Origin of the sequence: Alistipes dispar (assembly GCF_006542685.1) — a bacterium.
GTDB classification, from domain to species: domain Bacteria; phylum Bacteroidota; class Bacteroidia; order Bacteroidales; family Rikenellaceae; genus Alistipes; species Alistipes dispar.
The window spans coordinates 2621045-2633776 of the sequence record NZ_AP019736.1 but is presented as its reverse complement, the minus strand read 5'-3'; the positions used below and the strand labels follow the sequence as shown (position 1 = coordinate 2633776).

Sequence of the window (12732 nt, the reverse complement as noted above, 5' to 3'; positions counted from 1 at the left end):
TCACGAATCCGAATACCCGAACGTTTTGAAAAAGTTCAACGATCGCCTGTTGCTTGAACTGCTTAAAAAGGATGACGAAAAAGCATTCAGCCTCCTTTTCGAAAGCTATTATGTTCCCTTGTGCCGGTATGCGAGACTGATCCTGAAATCCGAACAGCCGGCAGAGGAGGTGGTGATGAACGTCTTCATCCACATTTGGGAGAACCGGACCCGGATCGGGATCAAAAGTTCGTTGTGCGCTTATCTGTTCCGGTCGGTTAGAAACCGGTGCATCAATTACCTTCGCGACAACGGTCCCTCGGTATACCTGAGCGACGTGATGGTCGAACTATGCTGCGAGGAGAACCGCGACATGGAGGTCGAAGAGCTGAACCATTTCATCGAAGAGGCCATCCTGTCCCTGCCCGACAAATGCCGGGACGTATTCCTGAAGAGCCGTAACGAGGAGATGTCCAACCGCGAGATCGCCGAACAACTGAACATTTCGGTCAAGACGGTCGAAGCACAGATCACCAAAGCGCTCAAAGCGATTCGCAGCTACATAACGGACAAGATGGTCCTTTTATGTATGTTTTTTTGAAATATGCGGCTTTTCGCGTAAGGGTTGCATCTGTTTTTCGTGTCCTACCTGTATATTATGGATAAGATGAGTATCGGCAAAGACATACCTTGGGATGAAATAATCGCCCGCCTGAAACGAACCTCCACCCCCGAACAGGAGGCCCGCCTCGAAGCCTGGCTTGCGAGCGGCTCCAACGCACGCATCTACCGCGAGCTGACCGGGCTGTGGGAGGGCATTTCACGGCAGGCGGCTTATGAACCGGATGTCGAAAAGGGTTGGCGCGAACTCTCGGCCCGTACGATCGGTACGACAGCGAAAAAAGCATCGGAACCCCGACTGTCGGCCAGACGCTCCGGAAAACTGCTCCGTCGGACCATTGCGGCGGCCGCCGCAGTCTGTCTGATCGCAGGCGGACACGTGCTGTCGCAACTCGCCGGCCGGTCCGCAGCGGAAGAGGAACTCCGCATACAGCAGTACTCCACGATCCGCGGGAAGTCCGAAATTCTGCTGTCCGACGGAACCAGAATCTTCATGCGCAACAACACGACGCTCACGCTGAACACCGGTATCGGGAACGGCGAACGGGTGGTACGGTTGTCGGGCGAGGCATTCTTCGACGTGGCGAAGGACGAAAAACGACGTTTCGTCGTGGAGACCGAAAACCTGACGGTTGCCGTACACGGCACGGAGTTCAACGTCCGCACGACCGAAGTGCCGGGCAAAACGGTGGTCGGTCTCATCGAAGGATCGGTATCGCTGAATCGGGCCGGGAAAGAGTTTTTCATGGTCCCCGGCGAGATCGCCGACTGCGACTCCGCAGGACGCATCACCATCTCGCAGGGAAATGTCGAGCTCGAACGGTGCTGGTCGAAGGAAAAGCTGGTCTTCCGGGAAAAGGACCTGCAATACATCAGCCATTACCTTTCGCGGTGGTACGACATCCGGATAAGCGTCGATCCCGCGATAGCGACCGAATACGTTTACACGTTCACCCTCGGCAACGAACCGATCGAAGAGGTCCTGCGGATCATGGCCCGTCTGAATCCCATAGAATACCGCTTTACGGAAGACAACTGTCTTCGCATATCGAAAAAACGGGGTTTGTAACTCCGCGATGCGACATATCGAATCTGCAATCAGGCAGCTGTCGGAAAAGCCGGCAGCCAGCCTCCTGCAACGCTAACTTTAACCTTAAAAATATGAAGTCAAGACTTTTCCTCGTTACCTTTCTGCTCGTCTTGTGGGGGGGGGTAACATTCGGCCAGGGCCGGGGGACGGAGAAGAGGATCACGGCCAGTTTCTCCGGAATCCCCCTTTCCGAAGCCATCGGCACCATCGAAAAAACGAGCGGATACACGTTCTTCTACGACGTCAAAAAAACGGATCTGACCCAAAAAGTCTCGCTCTTGGCGCGGAATATGCCCGTCGCGGAAGCGATCGGCCGCATGCTGAAGACGACCAATCTGGGATTCGAAATCGCCAACATGCAGGTCGTGCTTTTCCTGAAAGAGAAGAAACCCGCGGCTCCGCAGTCGAAAGAGATCGACGTAACGGGCAAGGTAACCGATCACGAAGGCAATCCGCTGGTCGGCGTCACCGTCGTCACGGAGACCGGCAACCGCGGCACCACGACGGGAAACGACGGACGCTTCTTCATCCGCGTACCCCAGGGCGCATACCTCATCGTCTCCTACCTGGGCTATGAGAACCAGGCACTCAAAGCCGTACCGGACATGTCGGTCACACTCAAAGAGGACAGCAAGAGCATGGAGGCGGTAGTCGTCGTAGGTTACGGCACGCAGAAGAAGGCCAACCTGCTGGGCGCCGTCTCGCAAGTGACGTCCGAGGAGATCAAGGACCGGCCGGTATCGTCGCTGGGCAAGGCGCTGCAGGGCGCGATCCCCAACCTCAACATCACCTACGGATCCGGTCTTCCGGGCGCCGAGACCAACCTCAACATCCGCGGCGTGGCGTCGATCAACGGCAGCGGGGCCCCGCTCGTGCTCATCGACGGCATCGAGGGCAACATCGACCGGGTGAACCCCAACGACGTGGAATCGGTGTCGGTGCTCAAGGACGCCGCCTCTGCGGCGATCTACGGAGCCCGCGCCGGCTTCGGCGTGATCCTGATCACCACGAAGAACAACGCGGACGGCAAAATGCGGATCAATTACAGCGGCCGTTTCAGCGTCTCGGCCCCGACGGCCTGCACGGATTTCATCACGACCGGATACGATGCGGCCGTCCTTGCCGACGAATTCAACAAATCCTACAACGGCAGCCCCTACACGCGCTATGACGGAGAGGATTTCCGCCAGCTGTACCAGCGCCGCAACGACCGGACCGAGAACCCCGACAGGCCCTGGGTAGTACAGAAAAACGGCAAATACATGTACTACGCCAACTTCAACTGGTACGACTACCTCTTCGACTACACCCAGCCCACGTGGGATCACGACCTGAGCATCAGCGGCGGCAACGAGAAGTTCAACTACCTGGTCAGCGGCAACCACTACACCAAAGAGGGCCTCTACGCCCAAAACACCGACAAATACACGACCAACAACCTGAACATGAAGTTCGGCGGGAAAGTCAAACCGTGGCTCTCGATAAACGGAGCCGCCCGTCTGTTCCATTCGAACTACCGTTCGCCGGGTTACGACTTCGAGGACGGCGGCAACATTCCCAACTACACCTTCCACGCAATGCCTTTCATCACGCCGTACAACCCGGACGGCTCAAGCGTATACACCACCGAGGTCACGGGATCGGCTCCGGCCGACGGCATGGCGGCCGCGGTAGCGCAGGGCAAGGCCTTCTCTCAGCTGAAACAGACCCAATACACCACGACGATCGGAGGCGTGATAACGCCCATCGAGGGATGGAGCATCGTCGGGACATTCAGCTACAAGCGCTATCAAAGGGAAAAGACGTTCCGTTCGGCCAACATCTCCTACTCGGACGCCTATGGCGAAATGAAAACGGCCACGACCGGTTTTTTCAGCGACAAGCTGCGCGAAAACTCGGCCGTCGAGGAGCACTACACCTATGATCTCTACACGACCTACGAGCACAGCATCAACCGACACAATTTCAAGGTGCTCGCCGGTATGAACCACGAGGCATACCGCTACAAGCTCATCTACGGAGCCAAGTCCTCGCTCCAGTCCGACTACCTCAACGACCTCAACCTGGGAACGGGCGTGGCCGAGGCGTCGGGCGGGCAGAGCCGCTGGGCGCTGCTCGGCTTCTTCGGCCGCGGAACCTACGACTTCGCCGGAAAATACCTCGCCGAGGTGAACTTCCGCTGGGACGGTTCGTCCCGCTTCCCGAAACACGACCGGTGGGGATTCTTCCCCTCCGTGGCCCTCGGATGGAGGATCAGCGAGGAAAACTTCATGGAGCCTCTACGCAAGGTGATCGACAACGTCAAGCTGCGCGCCTCGGTCGGATCGCTCGGAAACCAGGCCATCGCCGACAGCTACCCCTACATACAGTCGCTGAGCCCCTCGCTCTCGACCTCCTACCTGATGAACGGCAACAAGATCTACATCACGAGCCTCGGCGCCCCGCAGTCGGGCGACCTGACCTGGGAGACGATCATAACGAAGAACCTCGGCCTCGATCTGGGATTCTTCGGGAACCGTCTGACGGCCACCGCCGATTTCTACATCCGCGACACGAAGGACATGCTCATCCCGGGCAAGGAACTGCCGGGCGTCTACGGCATGGCATCGCCGAACATGAACGCCGGCGACCTGCGCACCCGGGGATACGAAATCACGCTCGGCTGGCAGGACAGCTTCAGCCTCTGCCGAAAGCCCTTCTCCTACAACGTAAGCTTCACGCTCGCCGACAGCAAAGCCAAAATCACGAAGTTCGACAACCCGACCAACTCGCTGCGGACCTACATCGTCGGCCGTGACGTGGGTGAAATCTGGGGTTACCACATCGAGGGCCTGTTCCGGACCGACGCCGAGGCTGCCGGCCGCAAGGTGGACCAGAGTTTCGTGAACCCGAACATCTACAACGAAGCGGTGGGCGCCTACCGCGGCCTGCAGGCCGGCGACCTCATCTATGCCGATCTGGACGACAGCGGCGAAGTCGATTACGGCGACTACACTTCCGACGACCCCGGCGACCTGCGCGTGATCGGCAACTCGCGGCCGCGCTACCATTACAGCATCAACGCCGGATTCTCCTGGTACGGATTCGACTTCTCCGTGTTCTTCCAGGGTATCGGCCGCCAGCATATCTATCCGGGCGCCAACAACATGCTTTTCTGGGGTCCCTACGCCCGACCGTACTCCTCGTTCATCCCGACCACGTTCCTGACAGACGTGTGGACCGAGGACACTCCCGACGCCTACTATCCCAAGGCCCGGGGTTATGCCGCGCAGGGTTCGCGTTCGCTCGCCCAGATCAACGACCGGTACCTGCAGAACCTTGCCTACTGCCGTCTGAAGAACCTGACCTTCGGCTATACGCTTCCCTCGTCGCTGACCTCCAAGGTCGGGATCGAGCGAATCAGGGTCTATTTCAGCGGGGACAACCTCTTCACATGGACCAAACTGAAGAGCGATTACCTCGATCCCGAACAGATGACCTCCGATGCGAACGGACGCGTTTACCCGTTCTCGAAGACCTACTCATTCGGAGTCGATATCAGTTTCTAAACAAACCAAAGTCATGAAAAAGACATTCTATACCCTATGTATCGCCGCGGTGTTCGTTTCGTGCAATCTCGATGAATTCCCGCTGGACAAGCTGGCTCCCGAGAACTATTTCAACAACGAGGCGGAACTGGAAACCTTCACCAATACCTTTTACCAGCAGAACTTTCCCGAGGCAAGCAGCATCTACTCCGAAAGTGCCGACGTCATCATCGTGACGACGCTCCAGCCCGAAGTGTCGGGTACGCGCACGGTCGTCAATGAAGGCGGCGGATGGGACACCGGGAGCTGGCAGCCGCTCACCTACATCAACAACTACCTCCACTATTCGCACCGCTGCAGCGACACGAAGGCCCGCGAGCGCTATGACGGCGTGGCCCGGTTCTTCCGCGCCTACTTCTATTTCGAGAAAGTGAAACGCTTCGGCGACGTGCCCTGGTACGACCGGCCCCTGAAATCGGACGACCCCGATCTATACAAGGCCCGCGACTCCCGCGAACTGGTCATGTCCAAGATTCTCGAGGACATCGACTACGCCATCGACAAACTGCCGCAGGAACAGAACGTCTACAGCGTCACGCAGTGGACCGCCCTCGCCCTCAAGTCGCGGATCTGTCTTTTCGAAGGCACATTCCGCAAATACCACGGCATAGCCGGTTACGAAGAGTACCTGGACGAATGCATCGAGGCGGCAGAACAGTTCATCGACGAGAGTCCGTATCAGATATACAAGGGTTCGCAGACCCCCTACCGGGACCTCTTCTCGTCGAACAACGCCATCTCCACGGAAGTGATCCTGGCCCGCGACTACGAAATCGGGCTGAACATCATTCATAACGCCAACAACTACACGCTCTCCAACACCTACGGTATGCCGGGACTGAACAAGAAGATCGTGGACAGCTACCTCAAGACGGACGGCAGCCGTTTCACGGACGTTCCGGGATACGCCACAATGGAGTTCTATCAGGAGATGCAGGACCGCGACCCGCGGCTCACGCAGACCGTCCGCGGACCGGGCTACACCCGCATAGGCCAGACGGACCGACTCTCGCCCGACTTCTCGTGCTCGACGACCGGATACCAGCTGACCAAATGGGTGACCGATCCCAGTCAGGACGGTTACAATAAGTCGTACAACGACATCATCCTCTTCCGTGCCGCCGAAGTCTACCTGAACTTCGCCGAGGCCAAGGCCGAACGCGGAACGCTGACCCAGACGGATATCGACAAATCCATCAAACCGATCCGCGACCGGGTGGGCATGCCGAATCTCGACATGGAAGAGGCCAACGACAATCCGGATCCGTATCTTACCAGCGACGTGACGGGATATCCGCATGTCAGCGGCGAGAACAAGGGCGTCATCCTCGAAATCCGCCGCGAACGGACCATCGAACTGATCGCCGAAGGACACCGCTACTACGACATGGTACGCTGGAAAGAGGGTAAAATGTTCGAACAGGAGTTCAAGGGCATGTACTTCACGCCCGGCATGAACTCCGACGGATACCGCATCTATGACCTCGACGGCAGCGGCGACGTCAGCGCACTGGATGTCTGCCTCTACACGACCTCTTCGGCGCCGAAGGCCGCGGACCATCCGGAACTCGCCGTCATCAAGACGTTCCTCAAGATCGGCAGCGCCTTCGAACTGACCGGAGCCGCCGGAGGCAACATCATCGTCCACAACACCGAGACCGAACCGCGCGAGTGGCGCGAAGACAGGGATTATCTCTATCCGCTGCCGCTGTCGCAGATTCAGTTCGCTCCCGACAAGATCAAACAGAATCCGAACTGGTAAACCGCGTGGCATGCGGCGGTACGCAAAGCCGCACCGCCGCATGCCACCGTTCAAAGAAAAACAGCGCAAACAAGAATCTTGTTATGAAAAATTCAGGCAAAATCATCCTCGCCGTCATGCTCCTCGCGGGCATGCTTCCCCTCACCTCGTGCGGAAAATCGGAGACACCGAAGCTCAGCACCGGAGGCATCGGCGGCAACGAAAGCGGCACTTCCGAAGAGTACAAATACCCCAAAACCTCGCAGTCGGCAATCCGGCTGATGACCTACAATTCCTACTATTGCCGCAGCAACACAGGGACACCGGCCGTCTCGCAGACGAACACGGAAAACTTCGCCCGGGTGATCAAGACGCTCGACGCCGACATCGTAGCGATCCAGGAACTCGACAAAGGGGCGCTGAACCGCAACAAACGCGACCTGTTGCAGGAAATCGCCGACGCGACCGGCATCGACTACCAGGTCATTTTCGCCCCGGCGGCGGACTACATGGGCGGCAAGATCGGCCCCGGAGTCCTCGTCAAGAAAGACCTGGGGGTCCAAAATGTGGAAATGGTCGAACTGCCGGGCGACGAGGGCCGCATGCTGATCGTCGTCGAAACGCCCGATTTCGTCTTCATGGGAACCCATCTCGACCTGAACGACGACGCGAGACGGCGGAGCGCCTCCATCATCAACGAAGTGTCGAACGGTTACCGGAAACCGGTGTTCCTCGCCGGCGACCTCAACGACTCCCACAGATGGTCGGGCGGCGGCGCGGCCTTCCCCATCCTCACGAGCGAATTTGCGATCAAGAGCTCTACCGAAGGGACGCTTCCCGGCCAGCCCAACGAAACCATCGACTACATCCTGTTCGACGGCAACGACCAACCGTCCGCGGTAAACTTTCTCGAAACCGGAGTCGTGAAAAAACTGAATTTCAACGGCAAGGTCGAGGACCTCGACACCGTATCGGATCATTTCCCGGTCTATCTGGACATCGAACTGAAATAAAATGCTACGCCTGACTTCATTTTGCCGGACGGGGCTCCTCGTCCTGTCCCTGTCGATTCCGATCCTGGCCGGAGCGGCTCCGGAGCAGCCGGATTTCAGCGGCGTCGCCCGGCTCGTGGAGCGCCGCATCCCCTTTCTGGCCGGCAAGGTCGATTTCCGTCCTGCGTCCGATGCCGCAGGAAGCTGCGACGCATTCACACTCTCCGCACGGCAAGGACGGCTGACGATCGAAGCGTCCTCGTCCTCCGCGGCAGCCACGGCCGTCAATTACTACCTGAACCATTACTGCGGGATGAGCCTGTCGCACAACGGCGACAACCTGCACGATCTGCCGTCGCTTCCGGAAGTCGTACCTTCGGTGACGGTCCGCTCTCCGTTCCGCTACCGCTACGCCCTCAACTACTGCACATACAACTATACCTATTCGTTTTACGACTGGAACGACTGGGAGCGCGAACTCGACTGGATGGCCCTGAACGGCGTCAATCTCATGCTCGCCCCCCTGGGGACCGAACTCGTCTGGGCCCGAACGCTGGAAGACGCCGGATTTACCGAAGAGGAGATCGGTGACTTCATCCCGGGGCCGGCTTTCACGGCATGGTGGCTCATGGGCAATCTCGAAGGATGGGGCGGCCCGATGAGCCGCGGCATGATGGAAAGCCGGGCCCGGATGCAGCGGCGTATCCTGGCGCGGATGGCCGAACTGGGCATCGAACCCGTATTGCAGGGCTTCTGGGGCATGGTTCCCAACAAGCTCCGGGAGAAATACCCCGACGCCCGGATCGTCGATCAGGGATTGTGGGGACGCATCTTCCCCCGCCCCGCGATCCTGCTCCCCGAAGACCCGCTCTTCGACCGGATGGCCGACCGCTACTACTCCGTCCTGCGGGAACTCTACGGCGACTCGGTGAACTACCTCGGCGGCGACCTCTTCCACGAGGGAGGCGATACGACCGGGATGCACGTGACCCGCACAGCGTCGTTGATCCAGGCCTCCATGCAGCGGCATTTCCCCGGATCGAAATGGATGCTCCAGGGATGGAGCGGCAATCCGAAGAAGGAACTGCTCGCAGGGCTCGACCCGGCATTGACCGTGGTCATCGACCTCTTCGGGGAGAGCGGTTCGACGTGGCGAAACACCGGGGAGTTCTACGGCACCCCGTGGATCTGGGCCACCGTAAACCATTTCGGCGGCAAGACCGATATGGGCGGCCAGCTTCCGGTGATTCTCGCGGGACCCCACGAGGCCCGTTCCGAATCCAAGAATCTCCTCTGCGGCGTGGGTATCCTGCCCGAAGGTATCGCCGCCAATCCGATCGTCTATGACTGGGCCCTGAAAACGGCCTGGGAGCCCGGAGCGCCCGATCCCGACGACTACCTGCGCCGATACATCGCCTATCGCTACGGCACATGGAACGACCATGTCCACGAAGCCTGGCGGCTGTTGCTGGGGTCCGTTTACGGCGAGTTCGCCATCAAGGGGGAAGGGACCTTCGAATCCATCTTCTGCGCCCGCCCCGGACTGGACGTCACCAGCGTTTCGACATGGGGCCCCAAACGGTTCCAGTACGACCCGGCAAAGCTCGTCGATGCGCTGGTCCTGTTCCGCAAGGCGGCGGAGCAGTACGGGAACTCGCCGACATACCGTTACGACCTGGCCGATCTGGCACGCCAAGTGCTCGCCAACCACGCCCGGGATATCTACCAAAGGACCGTCAAGGCATACCGTCGCGGCGATCGTGAAGGGTTCGGTCTGCTTGCGGCCGATTTCCTCGCGCTGCTCGGACTTCAGGACCGTCTCACGGGCACGCAACCGGATTTTCTGCTGGGACGATGGCTCGACAAGGCCCTGCATTACGGCGACAACGAACAGGAACGCCGTCAGTCGTTGAAAAACGCCAAGACGCAGATCACCTACTGGGGACCCGCCGATCCGAATACCCGCGTGCACGACTATGCCAACAAGGAATGGAGCGGCCTGCTCGCTGATTACTACCTGCCGCGCTGGAAGGCTTTCTTCGAGTATCTGAGCGCCGATATGGAGGGCCGGAAAATCCCCGAACCGGACTATTTCGGCATGGAAAAGGCATGGGCCGATTCCGGAAAGGAGTACCCGACCGAACCGCGCGGAGAGCTGCTCGCCAAGGTGGATTCGGTGCTGCTTGCCGTGCGTCCGCCCTACAAGGACCGGAACCTCACGCCCCGGGAACGTGCGAACGACCTGCTGGGACGGATGACCCTGCGTGAAAAGATCGCGCAGATGCGCCACATCCATTTCAAACACTTCGACGACGGAGGAGAGGTCGATCTCGAAAAACTGGCCTCCTCCACCGGCGGGGTCGGCTGGGGATGCGTCGAGGCGTTCCCCTACTCCTCCGAACAGTACATGAAGGCCATGCGGCAGATACAGGCGTACATGCGCAGCGACACCCGCCTCGGCATTCCGGTCATTCCCGTCATGGAGGGGCTTCACGGTGTCGTGCAGGACGGCAGCACGATCTTTCCGCAGGCCATTGCGCAGGGCGCGACCTTCAACCCGCAACTCGTCGGCGGAATGGCCGGCCATATCGCCGACGAAATGGAGGCCATCGGTGCAAAACAGGTGCTCGCTCCCGTACTCGACATCGCCCGGGAGCTGCGCTGGGGGCGCGTCGAAGAGACTTTCGGCGAAGACCCGCACCTGATCTCATGCATGGGCGCCGCCTACATGCAAGCCATGCACGCCAAAGGCATGATCACGACACCCAAGCACTTCGTCGCACACGGCACCCCCACGGCAGGGCTCAACCTGGCCTCGGTGAAAGGCGGCAAACGGGAGCTGATGAGCCTTTACGTGAAACCCTTCCGGGAACTGATCGCCGCGACGAAGCCGCTGTCTGCCATGAATTGTTACAGTTCCTACGACGACGAGGCGGTCACGGGTTCGAAATCCCTGATGACCGGACTGCTGCGCGACAGCCTCGGATTCAGGGGATACGTCTACTCCGACTGGGGTTCGGTCAGGATGCTCTCGCATTTCCACCGCGTGGCCGCTCCCGGAGGCGCCGCAGCCCGCATGGCCATCGAAGCCGGCATCGACCTCGAAGCCGGGAGCGAAGAATACCGACATGCGGAACGAATGGTCCGGGAAGGATTTCTCGACGAAAAACACATCGACCGGGCCGTCGGCAACATTTTATTCGCCAAATTCGCTTCCGGCCTCTTCGACGGGGAACCGGCGGACACGCTCGGCTGGCGGCGGAAGATACACGCTCCAGAAGCCGTGCGCCTCGCCCGGCAGATCGCCGACGAAAGCGCCGTACTGCTCGAAAACCGCAACGGCGTGCTGCCGCTGTCGCCCGGCAAACTGCGGTCGGTGGCCGTCATCGGCCCGAACGCCGACCGCGTACAGTTCGGCGATTACAGTTGGAGCGCGGAGAAGGACGAGGGCGTCACCCCGCTGCGCGGAATCCGGGAATACCTGGCCGGCTCCGGCGTGCGGGTGAACTATGCGGAGGGATGCGATCCCTATTCGCAGGACGAAAGCGGGTTCGGCGAAGCCCTGAAAGCCGCCCGCCGGAGCGACGTCGTCGTAGCATTCGTCGGGTCGCAGAGCGCCGTACTCGCCCGGGCATCCGAACCGGCGACCAGCGGGGAGGGCTACGATCTTACCAGTCTGCGTCTGCCGGGCGTGCAGGAGGAACTCGTCGAAGAACTCGCCCGGACGGGCAAACCGATGATAGTCGTGCTCGTGACGGGCAAACCGTTCGAACTGGCCCGCATCCGGGAACTGGCGGATGCCGTGCTCGTGCAGTGGTATGCCGGCGAGGAGGCCGGAGCCTCCGTCGCAGGAATACTTTTCGGGAAAACGAACCCTTCGGGCAGGCTCCCCGTCTCGTTTCCGCAGAGCGCCGGACACCTGCCGTGCTACTACAATCACCTGCCCACGGACAAAGGCTACTACAACAAGAAAGGCTCCCCCGACAGTCCGGGGCGCGATTACGTCTTCTCGGACCCCGAACCGCTCTATCCGTTCGGATACGGATTGAGCTACACGCGGTTCGAATATTCCGGAATGGAGACTGTTTCCCGGGAGCTCACCGCGACCGACACCCTGAAGGTGAACGTCCGCGTGAAAAACACGGGCAGCCGGACGGGCCGAGAAGTCGTGCAACTGTATGTCCGGGATCCGATAAGTTCCGTTGTGACCCCCGTCAGACAACTCCAGGCATTCGACAAGGTGGAGCTGGCCCCGGGCGAAGAGCGGCAGGTTCGTTTCTCGATACCCGTCCAACAGCTCGCCCTGTACGATGCCGGCATGCGGAGGGTCGTCGAACCGGGCGATTTCGAGTTGCAGGTCGGGGCCTCCTCCCGGGACATCCGGCTCCGCGACACGGTAACCGTGGCCGGTCGCGCAGACATCCCGGCCCCCAAGGCGACCGGTGCGGAAGCAGGCGCCGTCCGGAAGCCGGGAGCGGAGGTCGAGATTTCTGGAACGGTGCGCAACGTGCAGGCGGCGGTCATGCCGAACGTCAGGGTCTGCGCCGCATCGGCCCCCGCACGTGCCGTCGTGACCGACAGACACGGAAGATACGCCCTCCGCATCCGGACCAACGACCGGGCCGTCTTCGAACTGGAAGGCTACGAACGCCGGGAGATAGACGTCACGGAGGGCGGCAGCCTCGACATCGAGTTGGAACCGATCATGAACTGACCCAAAAC

Annotated in this window: 6 protein-coding genes; all 6 read left to right on the top strand. The window is 60.0% G+C overall.

Annotated features, from left to right (window positions below; genetic code table 11):
- Window positions 1–25 precede the first annotated feature (25 nt).
- The 6 genes from FME97_RS10995 (at window position 26) to FME97_RS10970 (ending at window position 12724) form a co-directional block, all read left to right on the top strand.
- Window positions 26–580, top strand: coding sequence for an RNA polymerase sigma-70 factor (locus FME97_RS10995; RefSeq protein WP_162852165.1), 555 nt, complete (start codon window positions 26–28; stop codon window positions 578–580).
- Between the two features lie 66 nt (window positions 581–646).
- On the top strand, window positions 647–1669 hold the full coding sequence (locus FME97_RS10990) for a FecR family protein (RefSeq protein ID WP_162502081.1): 1023 nt from the start codon (window positions 647–649) through the stop codon (window positions 1667–1669).
- Window positions 1670–1761: 92 nt separating this feature from the next.
- Window positions 1762–5238, top strand: coding sequence for a TonB-dependent receptor (locus FME97_RS10985; protein WP_232522881.1), 3477 nt, complete (start codon window positions 1762–1764; stop codon window positions 5236–5238).
- 13 nt (window positions 5239–5251) lie between these two features.
- Window positions 5252–7039, top strand: coding sequence for a RagB/SusD family nutrient uptake outer membrane protein (locus FME97_RS10980; RefSeq protein WP_141429667.1), 1788 nt, complete (start codon window positions 5252–5254; stop codon window positions 7037–7039).
- Between the two features lie 83 nt (window positions 7040–7122).
- Window positions 7123–8031, top strand: coding sequence for an endonuclease/exonuclease/phosphatase family protein (locus FME97_RS10975; RefSeq protein ID WP_141429666.1), 909 nt, complete (start codon window positions 7123–7125; stop codon window positions 8029–8031).
- 1 nt (window position 8032) lies between these two features.
- The gene (locus tag FME97_RS10970) at window positions 8033–12724 is read left to right on the top strand and encodes an alpha-N-acetylglucosaminidase TIM-barrel domain-containing protein (RefSeq protein ID WP_141429665.1); all 4692 of its coding nucleotides are present in this window, start codon (window positions 8033–8035) and stop codon (window positions 12722–12724) included.
- The last annotated feature ends 8 nt before the right edge of the window (window positions 12725–12732 follow it).

What these genes read in the sequence shown, in the direction of transcription:
- FME97_RS10990 (WP_162502081.1), top strand. Translation starts at nt 647, where the DNA reads ATGAGTATCGGCAAAGACATACCTTGGGATGAAATAATCGCCCGCCTG.
- FME97_RS10985 (WP_232522881.1), top strand. Translation starts at nt 1,762, where the DNA reads ATGAAGTCAAGACTTTTCCTCGTTACCTTTCTGCTCGTCTTGTGGGGG.
- FME97_RS10980 (WP_141429667.1), top strand. Translation starts at nt 5,252, where the DNA reads ATGAAAAAGACATTCTATACCCTATGTATCGCCGCGGTGTTCGTTTCG.
- FME97_RS10975 (WP_141429666.1), top strand. Translation starts at nt 7,123, where the DNA reads ATGAAAAATTCAGGCAAAATCATCCTCGCCGTCATGCTCCTCGCGGGC.
- FME97_RS10970 (WP_141429665.1), top strand. Translation starts at nt 8,033, where the DNA reads ATGCTACGCCTGACTTCATTTTGCCGGACGGGGCTCCTCGTCCTGTCC.